At 72.9% G+C, this 20,988-nt stretch carries 17 protein-coding genes; 11 read left to right on the top strand and 6 right to left on the bottom strand.

Annotation, left to right across the window (positions count from 1 at the left end):
* Positions 1–153: 153 nt before the first annotated feature.
* The 3 genes from AB0L06_RS29830 to AB0L06_RS29820 form a co-directional block, all read right to left on the bottom strand.
* A complete protein-coding gene (locus tag AB0L06_RS29830) occupies positions 154–1,173 on the bottom strand; it encodes a COX15/CtaA family protein (RefSeq protein ID WP_500234439.1) in 1,020 nt (339 codons plus the stop codon).
* Between the two features lie 105 nt (positions 1,174–1,278).
* Positions 1,279–2,490 (bottom strand): PrsW family intramembrane metalloprotease, encoded by a 1,212-nt coding sequence (locus tag AB0L06_RS29825; RefSeq protein WP_500234438.1) that lies wholly within the window; start codon positions 2,488–2,490, stop codon positions 1,279–1,281.
* Positions 2,491–2,725: 235 nt separating this feature from the next.
* On the bottom strand, positions 2,726–3,664 hold the full coding sequence (locus AB0L06_RS29820; RefSeq protein WP_500234587.1) for a heme o synthase: 939 nt from the start codon (positions 3,662–3,664) through the stop codon (positions 2,726–2,728).
* Between the two features lie 739 nt (positions 3,665–4,403).
* On the opposite strand from AB0L06_RS29820, the gene tkt reads away from it, so the two are divergent.
* The 8 genes from tkt to AB0L06_RS29780 all read left to right on the top strand — a co-directional run bounded on the left by tkt (position 4,404) and on the right by AB0L06_RS29780 (position 16,130).
* Positions 4,404–6,530, top strand: a complete 2,127-nt coding sequence (gene tkt / locus AB0L06_RS29815) for a transketolase (protein ID WP_500234437.1) — start codon at positions 4,404–4,406, stop codon at positions 6,528–6,530.
* 21 nt (positions 6,531–6,551) lie between these two features.
* Positions 6,552–7,667 (top strand): transaldolase, encoded by a 1,116-nt coding sequence (tal, locus tag AB0L06_RS29810; RefSeq protein WP_500234436.1) that lies wholly within the window; start codon positions 6,552–6,554, stop codon positions 7,665–7,667.
* Positions 7,664–9,310, top strand: coding sequence for a glucose-6-phosphate isomerase (locus AB0L06_RS29805; RefSeq protein ID WP_500234435.1), 1,647 nt, complete (start codon positions 7,664–7,666; stop codon positions 9,308–9,310). The genes tal and AB0L06_RS29805 overlap by 4 nt, the downstream gene beginning before the upstream one ends.
* A gap of 176 nt (positions 9,311–9,486) precedes the next feature.
* Positions 9,487–11,220 carry a phosphoheptose isomerase gene (locus AB0L06_RS29800; RefSeq protein ID WP_500234434.1) on the top strand — a complete coding sequence of 578 codons (1,734 nt, stop codon included), beginning with the start codon at positions 9,487–9,489 and terminating at the stop codon, positions 11,218–11,220.
* Positions 11,221–11,430: 210 nt separating this feature from the next.
* Entirely contained in the window at positions 11,431–13,011 is a 1,581-nt protein-coding gene (gene zwf / locus AB0L06_RS29795) for a glucose-6-phosphate dehydrogenase (protein WP_500234433.1), read from the top strand.
* A gap of 3 nt (positions 13,012–13,014) precedes the next feature.
* Positions 13,015–14,043, top strand: coding sequence for a glucose-6-phosphate dehydrogenase assembly protein OpcA (opcA, locus tag AB0L06_RS29790; protein ID WP_500234432.1), 1,029 nt, complete (start codon positions 13,015–13,017; stop codon positions 14,041–14,043).
* Positions 14,040–14,822, top strand: coding sequence for a 6-phosphogluconolactonase (gene pgl / locus AB0L06_RS29785; protein WP_500234431.1), 783 nt, complete (start codon positions 14,040–14,042; stop codon positions 14,820–14,822). Before opcA ends, pgl begins: the two co-directional genes overlap by 4 nt.
* 132 nt (positions 14,823–14,954) lie before the next feature.
* Positions 14,955–16,130 (top strand): L,D-transpeptidase, encoded by a 1,176-nt coding sequence (locus AB0L06_RS29780; protein ID WP_500234430.1) that lies wholly within the window; start codon positions 14,955–14,957, stop codon positions 16,128–16,130.
* 21 nt (positions 16,131–16,151) lie between these two features.
* Here the strand turns inward: AB0L06_RS29780 and AB0L06_RS29775 are convergent, their stop codons facing one another.
* Positions 16,152–16,541 carry a RidA family protein gene (locus AB0L06_RS29775; protein WP_500234429.1) on the bottom strand — a complete coding sequence of 130 codons (390 nt, stop codon included), beginning with the start codon at positions 16,539–16,541 and terminating at the stop codon, positions 16,152–16,154.
* A gap of 68 nt (positions 16,542–16,609) precedes the next feature.
* Between AB0L06_RS29775 and AB0L06_RS29770 the strand changes: the two genes are divergently transcribed.
* Positions 16,610–17,212, top strand: coding sequence for a CGNR zinc finger domain-containing protein (locus tag AB0L06_RS29770; protein WP_500234428.1), 603 nt, complete (start codon positions 16,610–16,612; stop codon positions 17,210–17,212).
* Between the two features lie 246 nt (positions 17,213–17,458).
* On the opposite strand, the gene AB0L06_RS29765 is transcribed toward AB0L06_RS29770, so the two are convergent.
* Together AB0L06_RS29765 and AB0L06_RS29760 are read right to left on the bottom strand one after the other, a co-directional pair.
* Positions 17,459–17,956, bottom strand: coding sequence for a hypothetical protein (locus AB0L06_RS29765; RefSeq protein ID WP_500234427.1), 498 nt, complete (start codon positions 17,954–17,956; stop codon positions 17,459–17,461).
* Between the two features lie 339 nt (positions 17,957–18,295).
* Positions 18,296–18,952 carry an SDR family NAD(P)-dependent oxidoreductase gene (locus AB0L06_RS29760; protein ID WP_500234426.1) on the bottom strand — a complete coding sequence of 219 codons (657 nt, stop codon included), beginning with the start codon at positions 18,950–18,952 and terminating at the stop codon, positions 18,296–18,298.
* Positions 18,953–19,120: 168 nt separating this feature from the next.
* Between AB0L06_RS29760 and AB0L06_RS29755 the strand changes: the two genes are divergently transcribed.
* Positions 19,121–20,311, top strand: a complete 1,191-nt coding sequence (locus AB0L06_RS29755) for a sensor histidine kinase (protein ID WP_500234425.1) — start codon at positions 19,121–19,123, stop codon at positions 20,309–20,311.
* Between the two features lie 19 nt (positions 20,312–20,330).
* Positions 20,331–20,984 carry a response regulator transcription factor gene (locus AB0L06_RS29750; protein WP_500234586.1) on the top strand — a complete coding sequence of 218 codons (654 nt, stop codon included), beginning with the start codon at positions 20,331–20,333 and terminating at the stop codon, positions 20,982–20,984.
* Positions 20,985–20,988: the final 4 nt, after the last annotated feature.

Here is a 20,988-nt window from a genome sequence, read left to right as displayed (position 1 = left end):
GCGTCCCGCGGAGCAGGGCGCCTGCGGCCGTCCTGGATGCCGACGCGCCGATCATGCGGAGCTGGGAGGCGGTGCGGGAGGACGGCCCGGCGCGCCAACCTCTCAGGCGGGCCGGGAGGCAGTGCATGAGGATGGCCCCCCGGGGCCGTCGTCTCAGGCGGGCTGAGGGGCGGTGCGGGAGGACGGCGCGGGGGCCGACGTCTCGGCCGCGGGCACGGGACCGCGGTCCCGGGTCGCGAACAGGATGCGCAGGGCCATGATCCAGACCATCACCGCGCCGAGCATGTGCAGCACGACCAGCGGCCCGGGAACGCCCATGAAGTACTGGATGTAGCCGAGCGCGCCCTGCGCCACCTCGAGGGCGACCAGGGTGAGGACGCGGCGGCGGTAGACGGCGGGCGCGCCGGTCCGCAGGGCCACGACCAGGGCCAGGACGGTCAGCCCGACGGTGATCCAGGCCAGGCCGCTGTGCACGCGCGTGACGTCCTCGATCTGGAAGCCCCAGCGGCGGGACTTGTCGTCGCCCGCGTGGGGGCCGGTACCGGTGACGACCGTCCCGGCGACCAGGACGACGGCGGCGGCGCTCGCCAGCAGCGCCGACAGCAGGCGCAGCGCCGGCCGGACGATCCGCTCCGGAGCCGCGTCGCCCTCGCTCGCGCGCTCGTACAGGGCCACGCAGAAGATCAGCAGCGCCGGGGAGATCAGGAAGTGCAGTGCGACGGCCGCCGGGTGCAGCTTGCTCAGCACCACGATGCCGCCGATGACGGCCTGCGCGACCACGCTCATCGGCTGGGCGAGCGCCCACCAGACCAGGTCCTTGCGGCGGGGGCGCAGCCGCAGCGCGGCGATGTACACCAGGACGCCGATCGCCAACACCACGAAGGTGATCATCCGGTTGCCGAACTCGATCGCCATGTTGGCGGCCGAGTGGGCCGGGTTGTGCGTCGGGACGAGGCTGTCGCCCGAGCACCGGGGCCAGTCGGGGCAGCCGAGCCCGGACTTGGTCACCCGGACCGCGCCGCCGGTCGCGACGATCACCGCGTTGCCGATGACGCCGAGCAGCGCCAGCAGCCGCAGCGACGCCGGGGTCGGGTTCCAGAAGGAGTCGATCACCCGGGTCAGCGGATTGCGCGACGGGCGTGGGTCAGCAGCGGTCTCGGATCGTTCGGCCACGTCCCTCATCGTAGGGCCGGACCCCCGAAGCCTTGACCCGGCCCCCGCCCAAGGCGTATACGGGCGTGTCGCCCGCCACGCGCCCGGACACGGGCCCTCCGGGCCCTATCCGTAGGGCCCCGGGGCGGGCGGGGGGACGAAGCCGGACGGCCCCGGATCGGCCCACGGCGGGCCCTGGCGCCGCGCGGGCGGGGCGGTGCGCAGGAACGCCTGCCGGGCCAGGCCCATGAGGTTCAGCAGGGAGTCGCGGCGGGCCTCGAACCAGCGGGGCTCGGCGACGCCGCGCTCGGCGCGCTTGTGTAGCAGGGCGAGCTCGGTCGCGGCGAGCTGGTAGTCCTCCATGGCCTTGGCCGCGCCGCGCCCGCCGAGCGAGCGGGCCCAGCGGCGGGCCGCCCGGCGCGCCGGGATGGACCGCAGCATCCGGACGTCGGCGGGCGTGACCAGGCCGGTCGGCTCGTACATCGGCAGAACGTGCTCGATCCGCTTGACGGTGTTGTGCCGCTCGACGAACACGACCGTGAGCAGGACGGCCAGGACGACCGCGTCCAGGACGTAGACCGAGCCGAGGCCGCCGAGGCCCATGGCGGCGGCGCCGTTCCACAGGCCGTGCAGGATCATGGCCCCGAGCAGGCCGAGGATCGGCGCGGCGACGCGTCCGCGCCGGTGGGTGGCGGCCCAGGCGACGCCGATGCCGGTGATGGACGTGAACAGCGGGTGGCTCAGGGGCGCGACGATCCCCCGCAGTATGAACACCGTCTGGAGCTGCTTGGTGCCGCCGAGGTCGAACGCCCGCATGTAGTAGGTGACGTTCTCCATCATCGCGAAGCCGAGGCCGACCATGCAGGCGTACATGATCCCGTCCGCGAAGCCGTCGATCTCGTTGCGGCGCCACCAGAGCAGGCCGAACAGCACCGCGCCCTTCAGCGACTCCTCGATCACCGGGGCGCCGAAGGTGGCGCTGACGAAGTGGCCCCGGACCTCCCCGAAGATCGGGACGGTCACGTAGAGCAGGCCGAGGGTGTTCAGCACGAGCGCGCCGAGGACGGCGACGCCGGCGCCCCACATGAACGAGAACACCAGGGCGCGCGGCGGCTCCGGCTCCATCCGGTCGAGGGTGAGGACCAGCGCGATCAGCAGCGGGATCGGGAGGATCGCCAGGATCATCCCGACCCAGAACCCCGCACCGCCGTAGAGCGCGTCGATGCCGAGCGCGACGAGCGCGCACAGGGACGAGACGGTGAGCCCGATCAGCAGACCCACGGGGGGTCGCCCCGGCATCCGCCCTTCGAGCACCGCCTTGGGATCAATGCGCGCCATAGCGGGAGCGTAACGGTCCCGCAAGGACCGCGTGGACAGGAACCCCCCGACCTGCGGCGATCCTTCAGGTGCACGAACGGCTGCCCTCAAGGGCAGGGGACGGCCAGGACGCCCGGGGTGGGGAGGAGGGGGGCGCTCCGCTGGGCCCGGCCCGGAGGGCTCGGCCCAGCGGCTCAGCGCCGGTGACTCGGTGAGCGGGCGGCTCGGTGAGCGCGAAGCCCGGTGAGCGGGCGGCTCAGTGGAGCAGCGGGTCCACGGCGACGGCGGTGAACAGCAGCGCCAGGTACACGTTGGAGAGGTGGAAGAAGCGCATGGGACGCAGGTGCACGCCCGTCACGCCGCCCAGGACGTCCTTCAGCAGCCGGTGCCCCTCGGCGAGGAAGACCAGGCCGAGCACGATCGCGACGGCCCCGTACACCGGGGTCATCCCGGCGACCGGCCAGAGCAGCAGCGAGCACGCCACGGTCAGCCAGGTGTAGACGAGGCTCTCGCCGATGACCCGCTTCTCGGACGCGACGACCGGCAGCATCGGGACCTTGGCGACGGCGTAGTCCTCCTTGTAGCGCATCGCCAGCGTCCAGGTGTGCGGCGGCGTCCAGAGGAACACCACGCCGAACAGGATGAACGGGGTCCAGTCGACGGAGCCGCGGACGGCCGACCAGCCGATCAGGACGGGCATGCAGCCCGCGATGCCGCCCCAGATGATGTTCTGGGAGGTGCGCCGCTTGAGCAGCAGCGAGTACACGAAGACGTAGAACAGGATCGCGAACAGCGACATCGCGGCGGAGACGAGGTTCACCGCGAGGGCGAACCCGACCGTGGAGATCACCGCGAGGGCGATCCCGAAGGCCAGCGCCCGCCCCGGCAGGACCTGAGCCCGGGCCAGCGGACGGCGTCGGGTGCGGCGCATCTTGGCGTCGATGTCCCGGTCGATGTAGCAGTTGATCGCGTTCGCCGCGCCCGCCGACATCCAGCCGAAGGCGAAGGTCAGCAGCACCCGGCTGAGCGAGGGCACGCCGCCCGCGGCGAGGAACATCACCGGGATGGTCGTGATCAGGAGCAGCTCGATCACGCGGGGCTTGGTGAGCGCCACGTAGGCGCGGACGCTCGTGCCGAGCGTCCGCCTCTCGGCGAGGGCCGCCTCGGAGGAGGCCGCCACCGCCGCCCCCGGCATCGGGTCGTCCAGCTGCTCGACCCCGAGCTTGTTACTGAGCACCGTCACAATCGGGTCCACGTCCAACTAGGCAAGGGAATTCGCGTCCACCGAATCGCGTCACCAAGCGGTGCCCCCGCGATCCTTCGGCACGCCCCGGGACGGGTGCCCCGGTCGGCTGTTGCTTGTCGCGGTCGTTTTCGGCGTCGTACCGGTCGCCTCAACCGCGGGTCCACTGTAGTCCGCCCCCTCCGGGGTTCACGCACCGGGGCACCGGACTCGCCGCCCGCGCCCTCCGTCCCCCGCCCGACCTGCGGCGTCTCCCCGACCCGTCCGTCAAGGCCCCTGCGGCGGGGGCGGCGTGGGCCGGTCCTCCCGGGGATCCGGGACGGTCTCCCGCCGGGTGGGGGCCGTCCGGCCCTTGCGGCGGGCGCGGACGGGCCTCCACGGGCCGCCGGGCGGGGGTTATGCCGTGAAACGATCGGGCAGGCTCCGGACGAGGCGGTCGCGGGGGTTTCCGCCGGATCCCGGACCCGACGAGGTCACGGGAGCCGACCACAGGGTTGGATAGGCTCGGAGGCGGGCCGGAGCGACTCGCCTGAGCGCCCGTGACACGGATCGTCCACCGCCCGGTGGGCCCCCGCCCTGGGGGAACACCGGCGGTGCGCGTCATGTTGCGACCAACGGACGCGACAGTGGATCTCCGCCTCCGTGTGACAGACATCGCTAAATATGTGGTTCGAGAGGAGCCTGGCGTTCCGTGAGTGGGGACAACAGCACGTTTGAGTGGTCCGAGCTGGACCGGCGGGCGGTGGACACGGTCCGCGCCCTCGCGATGGACGCGGTCGAGGAAGCCGGTTCCGGGCACCCCGGGACGGCCATGAGCCTGGCTCCCGCCGCCTACCTTCTGTTCCAGCGTTTCCTGAAGCACGACCCGACCGACCCCGAGTGGGCCGGCCGTGACCGGTTCGTCCTGTCCTGCGGGCACTCCAGCCTGACCCTGTACATCCAGCTCTACCTGTCGGGCTACCCGCTGACGCTGGACGACCTGAAGCGCCTGCGCAAGTGGGGCAGCCTGACGCCGGGCCACCCCGAGCACGGGCACACCGCGGGCGTGGAGACCACGACCGGTCCGCTCGGCCAGGGCATCGGCAACGCGGTCGGCATGGCGATGGCGGCCCGCCGCGAGCGCGGCCTGTTCGACCCCGAGGCCGCCGCCGGCGTCTCCCCCTTCGACCACCGCGTGTGGGTGATCGCCTCCGACGGCGACATCGAGGAGGGCATCAGCCACGAGGCCAGCGCGATCGCCGGGCACCAGCGCCTGGGCAACCTGGTCATGATCTACGACGACAACCACATCTCGATCGAGGACGACACCCAGATCGCGAAGTCGGAGGACGTCAAGGCGCGCTACGCGGCCTACGGCTGGGACGTCCAGACCGTCGACTGGACGGTCGACGGCGAGTACGAGGAGAACGTCGGCCGACTGGCCGAGGCCCTCGCCGCCGCCGAGCGCGAGAGCGCCCGCCCGTCGCTGATCTCGCTGCGCACGATCATCGGCTGGCCCGCGCCGAACAAGAAGAACACCGGCAAGATCCACGGTTCCGCGCTCGGCGCGGACGAGGTCGCCGCCACCAAGAAGATCATGGGCATGGACCCGGCCCGCTCGTTCGAGGTCGTCCCCGAGGTCCTGGACCACGCGCGCGGCGTCGTCGAGCGCGGGCGCGCGGCGCACGCCGAGTGGGACGAGCGCTACCAGGCGTGGCGCAAGGCCAACCCGGACAAGGCCGCCCTGTACGACCGGATCTCGCGGCGCGAGCTGCCCGAGGGCTGGAAGAAGGCCGTCCCGACCTTCGCCGCCGGCAAGGACCTGGCCACCCGCGCCGCGTCCGGCGAGGTGCTGAACGCCCTGGCCCCGGTGCTGCCGGAGCTGTGGGGCGGCTCGGCCGACCTGGCCGAGTCCAACAACACCACGATGAAGGGCGAGCCGTCCTTCATCCCCGAGGAGTTCCAGACCAAGGAGTTCCCGGGCGGGCCGTACGGCCGGACGCTGCACTTCGGCATCCGCGAGCACGGCATGGGCTCGATCCTCAACGGCATCGCGCTGCACGGCGGCACCCGCCCCTACGGCGGCACGTTCCTGGTGTTCAGCGACTACATGCGCCCGGCCGTCCGGCTCGCGGCGCTGATGAAGCTGCCGGTCACCTACGTCTGGACGCACGACTCGATCGGCCTCGGCGAGGACGGCCCGACCCACCAGCCGGTCGAGCACCTGTGGGCGCTGCGCGCGATCCCGGGGCTGGACGTCGTCCGCCCGGCCGACGCCAACGAGACCGCGGTCGCGTGGGCGACGATCATGGAGAACACCGACCGTCCGGCGGGCCTCATCCTGTCCCGGCAGAAGCTGCCGACCTTCGACCGGTCCGGCGAGCTGGCTTCCGCCGACGGCGTCGCCCGCGGCGGCTACGTCCTGGCCGAGGCCGAGGGCGGACGGCCCGAGGTCATCCTCATCGCGACCGGCTCCGAGGTGCAGCTCGCCGTCGAGGCCCGCGAGGAGCTGCAGGCCGAGGGCATCCCGACCCGCGTGGTGTCGATGCCGTCGGTCGAGTGGTTCGAGGAGCAGGACGACTCCTACAAGCAGGAGGTCCTGCCGCCCGGCGTGCGCGCCCGGGTCGCGATCGAGGCGGGCATCGGGCTCGGCTGGCGCTACTACGTCGGCGACGCCGGCGAGCTCGTCAGCCTCGAGCACTTCGGCGCCTCGGCCGACCACAAGACGCTGTTCGAGCAGTTCGGCTTCACCGCCGAGCGGGTCGCGGCGGCGGCGCGGGCCAGCCGCATCAAGGCGGCGGCGCCCGGCGCCGGACGCGGCAGCACCACGGGTAACTGAGGCGAGAGGAAGCGACGAGCGATGAGCGACACTCTGAAGAGGCTCTCCGAGCAGGGCGTGTCGATCTGGCTGGACGACATCAGCCGGGAGCGGCTGCGCACGGGCAACCTCGAGCAGCTGGTCAAGGAGAAGAGCGTGGTGGGGGTCACCTCCAACCCCACGATCTTCGCCAAGGCGCTGAGCAAGGGCGACGCCTACGACGCCCAGGTCCGTGACCTGGCGGTGCGCGGCGTGGACGTCGAGGAGGCGTCCCGCGCGATCACGACCTACGACATCCGCTGGGCCGCCGACGTGCTGCGCCCGGTCTTCGACCGGAGCGAGGGTGTGGACGGCCGGGTGTCGATCGAGGTGGACCCGCGGCTGGCCCGCGAGACCGTCAAGACGATCGCCGAGGCGCGCGCGCTGTGGTGGATGGTCGACCGGCCGAACCTGTTCATCAAGATCCCCGCGACGAAGGAGGGCCTGCCCGCGATCACCGCGGCGCTGGCCGACGGGATCAGCGTGAACGTGACGCTGATCTTCTCCCTGGAGCGGTACGGCGAGGTCATCGACGCCTACTTCACCGGGCTGGAGCAGGCCCGCGCGAACGGGCACGACATCCGCGGGATCGAGTCGGTCGCGTCGTTCTTCGTGTCCCGCGTGGACACCGAGATCGACAAGCGGCTGGACAGGATCGGCACGGACGAGGCCAAGGCGCTGCGTTCCCAGGCCGGCCTGGCGAACGCGCGGCTCGCGTACGCGCTGTTCGAGGAGAGGTCCCGCACCGACCGCTGGGCGAAGCTGCGTGACGCGGGGGCGCGTCCGCAGCGTCCGCTGTGGGCGTCCACCGGCGTGAAGGACCCGAACCTCCCTCCGACCCTCTACGTGGACGGCCTGGTCGCGGACGGCGTCGTCAACACGATGCCGGAGGCGACGCTCGACGCGGAGGCCGAGAAGGGCTCCCCGGCGGGCGACACCATCACCGGCGAGTACGCCGAGGCGCGCGCCGTCATGCAGAGCCTGAAGGACGTCGGCGTCGACTACGACGACGTCGTGAAGGTCCTGGAGGACGAGGGCGTCGACAAGTTCGAGGTCTCCTGGAAGGAGATGCTCGAGACGATCGCCTCGGAGCTGAAGGACAAGGTGGCCAAGGCGTGACCTCGGTGGTGACCGCGGCGGGCGTGTCGGTCACCATCCGGGGCCCGCTGGTGGACGAGACCGAGTCCGTTCTGGACCGGCTCGTCTCCGACGGCGTCCCCGGCGCGCTGCTGCAGCGCGCCGGCCGGTTGTGGGGTCCGGACGCCGCGCCCCTGGCGGCGCGGCGGCTGGGCTGGCTGCGACTGCCCGAGACCTCCCGTGACCTGCTCGGCCGTCTGGCCGAGCGGGTCCGGGAGGCCCGGGCCGCGGGGCTCACCCGCGTCGTCCTGGCCGGTACCGGCGGGGCGGCCGCGGCCGCCGAGGCCATCGTCCGGTCGGCGGCTCCGGAGGGGACGGAGCTGGTCGTCCTGGACGGCGCCGACCCGCGCACGGTGCGGGCCGCGCTGGCCGGGCTGCCGACGACGCTGCTCGTGGTGGCCGACAAGAGCGGCGCCACCGTGGAGACGGACGCGCACCTGCGCGTCTTCGAGGAGGCGTTCGGTGAGGCCGGGCTCGACCCGGCCTCTCGCGTTCTGGTCGTCACCGACCCCGGCTCGCCGCTGGACGGCCGGTACGACACCGTGCACGGCGACCCGGAGACCGGCGGACGCTTCGGCGCGCTGGACGCCTACGGGCTGGTGCCGTCAGCGCTCGCGGGCGCCGACGTCGAGCAGCTGCTGGACGAGGCGTCGGCGCTGGCCGAGACGCTCGAACAGCCCTATGAGAACCCGGCGCTGGCCCTGGGCGCGGCGCTCGGCGCATCCGTGCTGGCCGGGCGCGACAAGCTCGTCATCGCCGACCACGGATCGGGCCTGCCCGGCCTCGCCGCGTGGATCGAGCAGCTGGTCGCGGCGTCCACCGGGAAGGACGGCCGGGGCCTGCTCCCGGTCGTCGTGGAGGACGTGGCCGCGCCCGGTTTCGAGCTCACCCCGGATGTCCGGCGCGTCATCCTGGGCGCCCGCCCGGACGAGCCCGGCCCCGCCCGGGAGGCGGGCCTGGCGGTCTCCGGGCCGCTCGGCGCGCAGTTCCTGCTGTGGGAGTACGCCGTCGCGGTGGCGGGGCGGGTCATCGGCGTCAACCCGTTCGACCAGCCCGCCGTCGCCGAGTCCGCGGACAACACCGCCGCGCTGCTGCGCGCGGCCGGGGGCACGGCCCCGACCGTCATCCCGAGCGTTCCGGCGTTCACCGACGAGTCCGTCGAGGTGCACGCCCGCGAGGACTTCCTCAAGGGCTCCTTCTCGCTCTCGGACGCCGTCGACGCGCTGCTCGCGTCCGTCCCGGACCGCGGCTACCTCGCCGTCCTGGCCTACCTGGATCCGGACGGCGACGCGGCCGCCGCGGCGCTGCGTCCGCTGCTGGCCGAACGGGGCGGCCGCCTGCGCCGCTCCCCCGTCCCGGTCACCTTCGGCTGGGGCCCGCGCTACCTGCACTCCACGGGCCAGTACCACAAGGGCGGGCCGGAGAACGGCGCGTTCCTGCTGGTCACCGGCGTGCCGGAGCATGATGTGCCGATCCCCGGACGTCCGTACAGCCTGGCCGAGCTCCAGCTGGCCCAGGCCTTCGGCGACCTTCGCGCCCTGCGCGCGCGGTCCCGTCCGGTCGTGCGCGTGCATCTGAGGGACCGGGCCGACGGGCTGACCCAGCTCGCCAAGGCCCTCACCTGACCTCACCCGACCCGTCGAGCGAACGTCGACCGCGAAGCCCGGCCGTCCCGTATGGCCGGGCTTCGCTGTTTTGTCCTCGTTTTTTCGCACTTGTTCACAAATCGACACATGGAAGATCGGAGAGTTGGTCGCGGATGCCGGGTGTCTCCTGAAACGATGGGGTCCGGGGAGGAACGGTGTCCGGATTCGACGTACTGACGCGCGGCGACGTGCTCGAGCAGGCGATGCAGGCTCGCGACTACCTGGTCGCGTGCGGTGTGCCCGCGGCACTGGCGGCCAAGGACCCGCGGCTGTGGGGCCGGCGGGCCGTCGACCACAGCCGCCTGGCGTGGCTGGACCTGCCGTTCGCCTCCCGCTACCTGCTGGACAAGGTGGACGACGTGGTCGCCGAGGCGCGGTACGCGGGCCTCGACCACGTGGTGCTGGTCGGCGTCGGCGCGGACGCGCTGGCCGCGCAGGCCATCATGGAGGAGCACGCCCCGGCCGGGAGCGCGTCGGCCGCGACCCTCACCGTCCTGGACGGCTCGGACACCGCGGCGCTCGCGTTCACGCTGGAGCGCCTCGACCGCACCCTGGTGGTGCTGGCGAGCAAGTCCGGCGTGTCCCTCGAAGGCGACGCGTACCTGCGCATCCTCGCGAGCGCGTTCCGGCAGAAGGGGCTCGGCGACCGGGAGATCGCCGCGCGGTTCGTGGTGATCACCGACCAGGGCAGCCCGCTGCACGGGTTCGCGCGCGGCAAGGGGTACCGGGTCGGGCTGACCGACCCCGGTCTGCCGGGGCACATGGCGGCGCTGTCGGCGTACGGCCTGGTGCCCGCGGTGCTGGCCGGCGCGGACGTGGGCCAGGTGCTGGACGAGGCCGCCGCGCTCGCGCCCGCGCTGCAGAACGACAAGGACAATCCGGGCCTGCTGCTCGGCGCCATCATCGGCGGCTGCGCGCAGCGCGGCCCCGAGGGGCTCGCGCGCGCCAAGCTCGCGCTGCACGAGCCGGGCGGGTCCGGCGCGCTCAGCGGCTGGATCACGCAGGTGCTCGCGGCCGGGACCGGCAAGCGCGGGCGCGGCGTGCTGGCGCTGGAGCCGCCGGGCAGCCCGGCCGAGCTGACCGACGCGCACGCCATCGCGCTGAACCCGAAGCAGGGCACGCACGGCGACGCCGAGACCTCGGTGTGGGCGCCGCTCGGCGCGCAGTTCCTCCTGTGGGAGTACGCGACGGCGGTCGCCGGCTGGCTGCTCGGCGTGAACCCGTTCGAGCCGGGCGGCACCGTCGCGCAGGAGGCCGAGGACGACGCGGCCTCGCTGCTGGCCAAGGCCGCGGGCGGACCGCTGCCGACCGGCCGTCCGGTGTTCGCCGACGGCGACCTGGAGGTCCACACCGACCTGCCCGTCCCGCACCATCCGGACGGCCTGTCCGCGACGCTCGTGGCGCTGCTGGCGCAGGTGCCGCCGGAGGGCTACCTGTCGGTGGTGACCTACCTGTCCGGCGAGTTCTCCGGGCGTTACCTCGCGCCGACGCTGGCGCGGCACACGGGCCGTCCGGTGGTCTACGGCGCGGGCCCCGGGTATCTGCACGCGACCGGGTCGGTGCACAAGCGCGGTCCGGGCGGCGGCGCGTTCCTTCTGGTCACGGGCGACCCGCCGGAGGGCGATCCGGTCGCCGACATGCCGGTGCCGGGCCGTCCGTACGGGCTCGCATCGCTGCAGCTGGCGCGCGCGCTCGCCGAGGAGCGGGCGCTGCGCGCGCTGGGGCTGCCGGTCGTCCGCGTCCACCTGCGGCACGCCGTGGAGGGCGCGGGACGCCTCGCCGAGGCCGTCCGCGCCCTGGGCACGTCGGCCGCGCCCGCCGGCGGCGCGGCCGGAACCGGCGCGCCGCTCGGCGGGGCGTCCGGGATGAGAACGCAGGCGGCGGGGTGACCGACCGGGCTGTGACGATCGCCTGGGGTTGCCGTTACCCCGACGACGGGAATGATCTTCGCGAGATGGGCGTATACCTGGGGGTGACCGGCGTGGAAGCGCCGGTCCGGGACCGGAGCGGAACGCCCGGCCCGGCACGCCGACCGCGACGCCCTCGCCCGCGCGGACGGCGTGCGCCGTGCACCGGCGCGGCGAGGGAGCTCAAGAAATATGTGGGCAGGAGAACGGTCCACGCATGATGCGAGAAGAGGGGACCGCCACGTGACGGACACAGCACCCAATCCGCTCCGGGATCCGCGGGACAAGCGGCTGCCACGTGTGGCCGGGCCGTGCGTGCTGGTGTTGTTCGGGGTCACCGGGGACCTGTCGCGCAAGAAGCTGCTTCCGGCCATCTACGACCTGGCCAACCGGGGCCTGCTGCCGCCCGGGTTCTCGCTGGTGGGCTTCGCCCGCCGCGACTGGGACCACCAGGACTTCCGCCAGATCGCCTACGAGGCGGTCAAGGAGCACGCGCGCACCCCGTTCCGTGAGGAAGTCTGGGACCACCTGTCGGAGGGCATGCACTTCGTCCCCGGCGAGTTCAACGACCCCGGCGCGTTCGACGCCCTGGCCATGGCGGTCAAGGAACTGGACGCCAGCCGCGGCACCGGCGGCAACTACGCCTTCTACATGTCGATCCCGCCGAAGTTCTTCTCGACGGTGACCGAGCAGCTGCAGCGCAGCGGCCTGGCCGACCGGTCGGAGAACTCCTGGCGCCGGGTCGTCATCGAGAAGCCGTTCGGGCACGACCTGAAGTCGGCCCAGGAGCTCAACGACATCGTGCACCGGGTCTTCCCCGAGGAGTCGATCTTCCGGATCGACCACTACCTCGGCAAGGAGACGGTGCAGAACATCCTGGCGCTGCGGTTCGCCAACACGATGTTCGAGCCGATCTGGAACCGGTACCACGTCGACCACGTGCAGATCACGATGGCCGAGGACATCGGCATCGGCGGACGCGCCGGGTACTACGACGGCATCGGCGCGGCGCGCGACGTCATCCAGAACCACCTGCTCCAGCTGCTCGCGCTGACCGCGATGGAGGAGCCGACCTCGTTCAGCTCCGAGGCCGTCCGCGCGGAGAAGGCCAAGATCCTGTCGCAGGTGCGGCTGCCGGACGACCTGTCCCTGGCGACCGCGCGCGGCCAGTACGAGGCGGGCTGGCAGGGCGGCGTGAAGGTCGCCGGATACCTGGACGAGGACGGCATTCCGCAGTCGTCCACGACCGAGACCTACGCGGCGGTCAAGCTGGAGATCGACAGCCGCCGCTGGGCGGGCGTGCCGTTCTACCTGCGCACCGGCAAGCGGCTGTCGCGCCGCGTCACCGAGGTCGCGATGGTGTTCCAGAAGGCCCCGCACCAGCCGTTCTCGCAGACCGACACCGAGGAGCTGGGGCAGAACGCCCTGGTCATGCGGGTGCAGCCGGACGAGGGCATCACCGTCCGGTTCGGCTCGAAGGTGCCCGGCACCTCGATGGAGATCCGCGACGTGAACATGGACTTCGCCTACGGCGAGTCGTTCACCGAGTCCTCCCCCGAGGCGTACGAGCGGCTCATCCTGGACGTGCTGATCGGCGACCCGCCGCTGTTCCCGCGGCAGGAGGAGGTCGAGCTGTCCTGGCGGATCCTCGACCCGGTCGAGGAGCACTGGGCGTCCCAGAAGAAGGTCGACCAGTACAAGTCCGGCGGCTACGGGCCCGAGAGCTCGGACGCGATGATGGCGCGCGACGGCCGTGCCTGGAGGCGGCTCTAACCCATGAACATCGATCTCACCAACACCACCACCCGCCGGATCCAGGAGTCGCTGACCCAGGCCCGGCACCTGATGGGCGGCCCGGCCGTCGGCATGGTCCTCACCGTGATCATCGTCACCGACGAGTCGGCGCAGTACGACGCCGTCCGGGCGGCGACCGAGGCGGCCCGCGAGCACCCCTGCCGGGTGCTGACGGTCATCTCGCGGGACGCGCGCGGCAGCTCGTCCCGGCTGGACGCCGAGATCCGGATGGGCGAGACCGGGCCGGGCGAGACCGTGCTGCTGCGCATGTACGGCCCGCTCGCCGAGCACGCCGACTCGGTCGTCGTGCCGCTGCTGATGCCGGACACGCCCGTGGTCACCTGGTGGCCGGGCGGCCGGGTCCCCAAGGCCCCGTCGTCCGACCCGCTCGGCGCGCTCGCGCAGCGGCGGGTGACCGACTCCTACGCGGCCCGCGACCGGCTCGGCACCCTCGCGCGGCTCGCCGAGGTGTACCGGCCGGGCGACACCGACTTCGCCTGGACCCGCATCACCAACTGGCGGTCGCTGCTGGCGGCGGCGCTGGACCAGGACCACGACGAGATCACCGGCGGCGAGGTCTCGGCGGAGCCGGACAGCCCGTCCGCCGAGCTGCTGGCGGCCTGGCTCGAGGTGCGGCTCGGCGTCCCGGTCGTCCGGGTCTCGTCGGACGGCCCGGGCATCACCGGCGTCCGGCTGGTGACGAAGGGCGGCGACATCGAGGTGTCCCGTCCCGACGGCCGCGTCGCGACGCTGTCGCGCTCCGGGCAGCCGGACCGGCAGGTCGCGCTGCAGCGCCGTCCGATGGCCGACCTGCTGGCCGAGGAGCTGCGCCGGCTCGACCCGGACGAGGTGTACCAGGACGCGGTGACGCGGTTCGCCAAGGACCTGACCGCCGCGACCGCGTCGCAGGAGCCGGAGGCGGCCGACAAGGACGCGGACAAGACCGGTGAAAAGGGCGCGGCCGCGGCGAAGAAGCCCGCGCCCGGCAAGCGGTCGGGGTCGTCCAAGTGAGCACTCCGACCGTCCTGATCCACCGCGACCAGGAGCTGCTCGCGAAGGCGGCGGCGGCGCGGCTGGTCACCCGGATCGTGGACGCGCAGGCCGCGCGCGGCACCGCCTCGGTGGTGCTGACCGGCGGCGGCGTCGGCACGGCCGTCCTGACCGCGCTGAACGCCACGCCCGCGCGGGACGCGATCGACTGGCACAAGCTGGACATCTGGTGGGGCGACGAGCGGTTCCTGCCGACCGGCGACCCGGAGCGCAACGAGACCGGCGCGCGCGCCGCGCTGCTCGACCACGTGGGCCTCGACCCGGCGCGGGTGCACCCGATGCCCGCGACGGACGGCCCGGACGGCGCCGACCCCGAGGCCGCCGCCGCCCGGTACGCCGAGGAACTGCGCCGGGCGGCGCGTCCCGAGGACCACGGCCCCGTCCCGTCGTTCGACGTGCTGATGCTGGGCGTCGGGCCGGACGCCCACGTCGCGTCGCTGTTCCCGGAGATGCCCGCGCTGTACGACGAGCGTCCGGTGGTGGGCGTGCGCGGCGCGCCGAAGCCGCCGCCGACCCGCATCTCGCTGACCATGCCGTCCCTGCGGGCGGCTCGGGACGTGTGGGTGCTCGCGGCGGGCGAGTCGAAGGCCAAGGCCGTCCGGCTGGGCCTGTCCCCCGAGGCGGGTCCGGTGCAGGTTCCGGTCGCGGGCGCGCGCGGGCGCCGCTCCACGCTGTTCCTTTTGGACCGTGCCGCCGCGGCGGAGCTGCCCCGGGGAATCGAGCGCATCGCGTCCCCGTGAGCTGAGCTGAGCACGACCACCGGGAGCCGCGCCGATGGCGCGGCTCCCGGTTCGTTTTCCACAGATTCCGGCTCGGCCTCCCGCTCCGCGGTCGCGTGCTTACCCTGGAGGGGACGACGGGGAGGATCACACGTGGGAAAGGCTATGACGGGTGCGGCGCTTGCGGCCGCGCTGACGCTGGTGGCGGGGTGTTCGTCCGGTGGAGGGTCGGGCGGGGGTGGTTCGAAGGCCGCCGCTCCCCCACCGACGATCAGTCCCGCGAACGGGACGCAGCAGGTCGCGCCCGACCAGCCGGTCGTGGTGAAGGCCGCGACCAGCAGGCTGACGGACGTCACGCTCGTCGACGCCAAGGGGCGCAGGACCGAGGGACGACTGTCGCCGGACGGCAAGAGCTGGCAGACGTCCTGGGGGCTCGTCCCGGGGACGACGTACACGGTGACCGCGCACGGTCGCGACGGCGGCAGGCAGACGACGGCGACGTCCACGTTCACGACGCTCGCCGCCAAGCAGAAGCTCGAGAGCGGCCTGGCGCCGCTGGACGGCGAGACCGTCGGCGTCGGCATCCCGATCCAGCTGCTGCTGAGCGACGACGTGTCGACGAAGGCGGGCAAGCAGGCGGTCGAGCGGTCCCTGGAGCTGCGGTCGTCCACGCCCCTCACGGGCGCCTGGTACTGGATCAGCGACCGCGAGGTCGACTTCCGCCCGAAGGACTACTGGCCGTCCGGCACGAAGGTGAAGCTGGTCGCGCACCTGTCCGGTGTGAAGGCGGGCGCCGGCTTCTACGGCACCAAGGACCGCACGCTCTCCTTCACCGTCGGCGCGAAGCACTACACGCGGATCAACTCCAGAAGCCACGAGGCGAAGGTCTACAAGGGCGACACGCTGGTCCGCACGATGCCCGTCAGCCTGGGCCGTCCGGGGGACGACAGCTACACCGGCGTCATGATCGCCCAGGAGAAGGACGCCCACATCATCATGGACTCCGCGACCACCGGCGACCCCGGCGCGTACCGGATCCCGACGGACTGGAACGTCCGCATGACCTACAGCGGCACCTTCGTCCACGCGGCCCCGTGGTCCACCGGCGCCCAGGGCAGCTCCAACGTCAGCCACGGCTGCGTCAACGCCTCGCCCTCCGACGCCAGGTGGTTCTTCGACTTCACCAACGTCGGCGACATCATCGAGGTCACGGGAACCTCCCGCAAGCTCCGCTTCGGCAACGGCCCCACCCCCTGGGCGAAGTCCTGGCCCGACTGGCTCCAGGGCAGCGCCCTGGGCCAACCCGTAACCACCGCCCCACTCACCTGAATCGGCGACGGGGCGGGCGGGTCAGACCGCGGCGACGGCGTCGATCTCCACGAGGAAGCCCGGGCCGAGGCCGGCGACGACGTGGACGGTGATGGCGGGCGGAGGGTTCTTCGGGTCCCAGATCTCCTGGAAGGCGGCGAAGCCGTCGTTGAAGGAGTGGCCTTCCACGACGGCGATGCGCCAGTGGACGATGTTCGCCAGCGTCGCGCCCTCGCTCTCCAGGATGGTCGCGAGGTTGCGGAGCGCCTGACCCGTCTGGTCGGCGACCGTGGGCCCGACGGCCTTGCCGTCGGCCCCGACGCCGTTCTGGCCGCCGATGTAGATCGTCTTCGCCGGGCCCTCGACCACGACGGCCTGGCTGAACGCCGGGCTGCGGTGCATGCCCTCGGGATTGATGTGACGGACGCTCATCGGACGCTCCCCCTGATGACGACACCTGTTCATATGGCGTCTCTTTCGAAACCAGTTATAGTGGTTTCATGCGAGCGAGCACAACCGGACGAGTCCTGCACGATCCCAAGGGCGGGTCATTTCGGTTCGACGCCGGGGCCGTCTGCCTGGACTTCGCGCACACCGGCGGCGAGGGCCGGTACGCGGTCTTCGAGACCATGCACGGCCCAGGTGACCTGGCCGAATGGCTGGCCGAGCCGCCGCTGTCGGCCGTCCTCACCGTGCCGGTGACGCCGTCGGAGCTGGTCGCGGCCAAGGCGCTGCGGCAGGCCATCTGGGTCGTCGCCCACGCCCGCGCCGACGGTTCACCCCTTCCCGGGAGGGACGTGGCGGTCATCAACCGCGCCGCGTCCGCTCCCGGCCTGGCCTCGCAGCTGGCCCCCGACGGAGTGACCTCCGGATGGGGGCCGCCGGTGACCGCGACGCAGGCCCTGTCGACGCTGGCGCGGGAGATGATCGGGCTGCTGAGCGGGCCGTTCGCCGACCGCGTCCGGGAGTGCGCGAGCGACGACTGCCCGCTCGTGTTCGTCGACTCGTCCCGGCCGGGAGCGCGACGCTGGTGCTCGATGGAACGGTGCGGCAACCGCAACAAGCTCCGCACCCACCGCACCCGCCGATCCACGAACACCTGAGGCCGGTGGGCGCGTCCGGGCCTGACACCGCCTCCAGCCCACCCCGGACGCCACGCTGCGCCCGTACAAGGACGCCCCCCCGGCAAGTGGAACCGCAGACACGCAGGCCCTCCCCCTTGGGACCGGGGAGGGCCTGCATTCTGGGTGCGCCGAGGCGCTCAGCTCATCTGCCTGGGGCCTGGCGCGGAAAGGGGCGGCTCCCTGCGACCCACCTCCAAGCCGGGCTGCTCAGGTGACTCGGTATGGCTAGGTGAGCATGAGGGTGTTGTACGAACTCATGTCCTCGACGACATGGGTCTGTCCGGGGTTGATGTAGATGTCGCAGCTGTCGCCATATTGGCCGTGACACACGTAGACCCTCCCGTTATGGGTCGACGTGGCGTACTGGTTGTTCATCACGCGCTTGCTGCCGTACAGGTTGTAGAACCGGGCGTAGCCGTACTCGTAGAAGCGGTAGATGGGCTGGTCGTTGTTCCAGCCCGAATCGGGGTAGATGCAGACGGTGCCGCTGGAGCACCCGTGGTAGGCGAGCAGGCCGGGGCCGGAGGCGTCGCCAGGGCGGGCGCCGGTCTTCCCGTGCAACGGAATGACGGTGCCCTTGACGGCCGGACGGTCGTGGGTGGCTTGGGCAGCGGCCGGGTGCGCCTGGACGGCGGCACTGGCGGTGCCGGAACTGATGGCGCCGAGGGCCGCGGTGGCCGCTCCGAGCACGGCAGCGACGCGGATGCTCGATCCGATCTTCATCGCGTGGTCCTTCCCTGTCTGACGATCGCGGGCGGCCGCTGGATGCTTCTCGCGGGATCCGAGGACCCCTGCCCGGCTCCTCCTCGGGTGGCTGGTCGGGTCGGCTGGGGCCCGGCCGCACGACCCCAGCTCGAGAGCTCCTCCACCGGCACTGCGGTGAAGGACCGGCGATCTTTCGGCCGGTCGGACCCAACTCTGGGAGGCGCGGAATTGTCCGGCAATCCCCTTCCACCACGCCAGACAAAGCAACCAGCGGACGGCGTCAGCCGTGCGGGCGGGCGACGAGGTGTCCCGTGGCGGCCGCCCGGCGCTCATCACCGCAGACGCCCGCGCCGGCCGTCAGGAGCGGCCGGTGTGGAGGATCTCGTGCTGCCAGTCCGCGCGGGGCTGCTTGTGGAGGTGCCAGTAGTGCTCGGCGATGAGGTCGGGGTCGAAGTCGGTGCCGGGGGCGACCGGGCCGTCGATCGTGACGCTCGCCGCGTGCACCCCGGACTCGCCGTACTGCTGGTCGATGAGCGTGACCAGCGTCCGGACGCCCGCCTTGCCCAGGGACAGGCTGACGTACTGCGGCTTCGGCTCGGGCATGCCGCCGGTGACCAGGAACGTCCCGCCGCCGCGCGCGGCCATGGCCGGGGCGAGATGGGCGGCGGCGTTGGCCGCGCCGACCACGTTGACCGCCCACGCGTCCATGTGCTCGCGCACCGTGAGCTCGCCCAGCGCGTCCGGACGGATGAGGGCCGCGTTGTAGACGACGACGTCCGGGACGCCGTGCTCGTCGACGGCCTTGTCGAGCGCGGCGTCCAGGCCGGACCTGTCCGCGGCGTCGGCCGTGAACGCGGCGACGGGGACGCCCGTGGGCGCGAGCGCGTCCGCCGCCTCCCGCAGCGTCTTCTCGCTCCGGGCCAGCAGGGCGACCGGCAGTCCCTCCGCGGCGAACCTGCGCGCCACGGCCTGTCCGACTCCCGGGCCCGCTCCAATGACCACTGCGCCTGGCATGACGCCACCTCCCCGTTCAAGATCAATGACGGGGCGACCGTAGACCCTCACACCGGTGCGAGAGTCAAGCCCCCACGCGGCGCCGAAGGCCCGGCATAGACCAAAGTCGACGGGAGGGCGACCGAGGGTGGGGTCGCGCCGGCCCGGCGGGTCGATAGCGTCGGGCGGGTGAGAGGTGGGCGGACGGTCCGGGAGTGGGCCGGGGACGTCGGCGTCATGGCGCTGGGCGCGCTGCTCGGGCTGGTCACGGTCGGGCTGTCCCAGGTCGACCAGCCGAGCCAGAACGGCGCGGCGGCGCAGACGCGCGAGCTGATGCTAGGCGCGCTGTGCTGCCTGGCCGTGCTGCTGTTCCGGCGGAACCGTCCGGTGGCGCTGGCGATCGGGCTGATCCTGGCGCAGTTCCTCGGGGCCGCCGCGTACGGGGTGGCGGCGGTCGCGGTGTTCAACGTCGCGGCGCTGCGGCCGTGGCGGGTGGCGGTGCCGATCGCGCTGGCGGAGACCGCGGCCGTGTGCGGCCTGATGACGCTGGTCTCGACGTCCCGGCAGGGGTTCGTGGAGGGCGCGGTCGTCTTCACGCTGTCGCACGCCGTCCTGGTCACGGCGGGAATGCTCGTCCGGTCGCGGCGGCTCCTGGTCGAGTCGCTGCGCGAGCGGGCCCGGCAGGCGGAGGAGGGGCAGCGGCTCCGCGTCGAGGAGGCGCGGCTGCTGGAGCGCGAGCGCCTCGCGCGCGAGATGCACGACGTCCTGGCGCACCGGATCTCGCTGCTCGCCGTCCACGCCGGGGCCCTGGAGTTCGGCCCGGACGCGCCGCAGGCGCAGCGCGACGCCGCCGGGATCATCCGGCGCGGCGCGTACGAGGCGATGGAGGACCTGCGCGAGGTCATCGGCGTCCTGCGCACCGGCCCGGAGGCCGCGGACGAGGCGCCGGAGCGTCCGCAGCCGACGCTCGCCGGCCTCGGGTCCCTGGTGACCGAGGCCCGGGGCGCCGGTGACCGCGTGGACCTGGACGACCAGGTCGGAGCGGACGGGCGCGTGCCCGAACGGATCGGACGGCACGCCTACCGGATCGTCCAGGAGGGGTTGACGAACGCGCGGAAGCACGCGCCGGGCGCCCGGGTGCGGGTGGGGCTGCTCGCGGACGGCGGGGAGCTGATCGTCCTGATCGAGAACCCCCTTCCGCCGGGCGCCGGGCTCATGCCCGCGCGGGACGGCCGGGCGGTCTCGGGGCTGCCCGGGGCCGGGGCCGGGCTGCTGGGGTTGGGCGAACGGGTCGCGCTGGTGGGCGGGACGCTCACGCACGGCCGGACGCCGGACGGAACGTTCCTGCTGGTGGCGCGGCTACCGCTCGGCGAATCGTAAACTGAAGGGTGTGGCTGAGGTGATCCGGGTGCTCATCGTGGACGACGATCCGCTCGTCCGCGCGGGGTTGAGGATGATGCTGGCGGGCGCGGACGACCTGGAGATCGTCGCGGACGTCGCCGACGGCGCCGAGGTCGTGCCGGCCGTGAACGCGCACCGGCCGGACGTGGTGCTGATGGACATCCGGATGCCGCGCGTGGACGGCCTGGCCGCGACCCAGCTGCTGCGGTCCCGGCGCGAGCCGCCCGAGATCATCATCCTGACCACGTTCGACACCGACGACCACATCCTGCGGGCGATGCGCGCGGGCGCGAGCGGCTTCCTGCTCAAGCACACCCCGCCGCCGGAGATCATGCGGGCGATCCGGCAGGTCGCGTCCGGGGAGCCGATGCTGTCCCCGGCGGTGCTGCGCAAGATGATGGGCTACGTCGCCGGGACGGGCGTCGACCCGCGGCAGGAGCGGGCGCGCACCCTGCTCGACCGCCTCAGCGAGGGCGAACTGGCCGTCGCGACGCGGGTCGGGCGCGGCCTGACCAACAGCGAGATCGGCCGCGAGCTGTCGCTGAGCGTCGCGACCGTGAAGGCGTACGTGTCGCGCCTGCTGGCCAAGCTGGAGCTCAACAACCGCGTCCAGATCGCGCTGCTCGTCCACGACGCCGCCCTGAACGACTGACCGC

The organism is Spirillospora sp. NPDC052269 (assembly GCF_040679435.1).
In the GTDB taxonomy this organism is placed as follows: Bacteria; Actinomycetota; Actinomycetes; order Streptosporangiales; family Streptosporangiaceae; genus Spirillospora.
This window is presented reverse-complemented; position numbering and strand designations above follow the sequence as displayed.

Bases quoted from the DNA above. Each gene is read 5' to 3' on its own strand.
- AB0L06_RS29765 (WP_500234427.1), bottom strand. From the start codon at position 17,956: ATGAAGATCGGATCGAGCATCCGCGTCGCTGCCGTGCTCGGAGCGGCC.
- zwf (WP_500234433.1), top strand. From the start codon at position 11,431: ATGTGGGCAGGAGAACGGTCCACGCATGATGCGAGAAGAGGGGACCGC.
- AB0L06_RS29820 (WP_500234587.1), bottom strand. From the start codon at position 3,664: ATGCCGGGGGCGGCGGTGGCGGCCTCCTCCGAGGCGGCCCTCGCCGAG.
- AB0L06_RS29770 (WP_500234428.1), top strand. From the start codon at position 16,610: ATGCGAGCGAGCACAACCGGACGAGTCCTGCACGATCCCAAGGGCGGG.
- AB0L06_RS29760 (WP_500234426.1), bottom strand. From the start codon at position 18,952: ATGCCAGGCGCAGTGGTCATTGGAGCGGGCCCGGGAGTCGGACAGGCC.
- AB0L06_RS29775 (WP_500234429.1), bottom strand. From the start codon at position 16,541: ATGAGCGTCCGTCACATCAATCCCGAGGGCATGCACCGCAGCCCGGCG.
- AB0L06_RS29825 (WP_500234438.1), bottom strand. From the start codon at position 2,490: ATGGCGCGCATTGATCCCAAGGCGGTGCTCGAAGGGCGGATGCCGGGG.
- opcA (WP_500234432.1), top strand. From the start codon at position 13,015: ATGAACATCGATCTCACCAACACCACCACCCGCCGGATCCAGGAGTCG.
- tal (WP_500234436.1), top strand. From the start codon at position 6,552: ATGAGCGACACTCTGAAGAGGCTCTCCGAGCAGGGCGTGTCGATCTGG.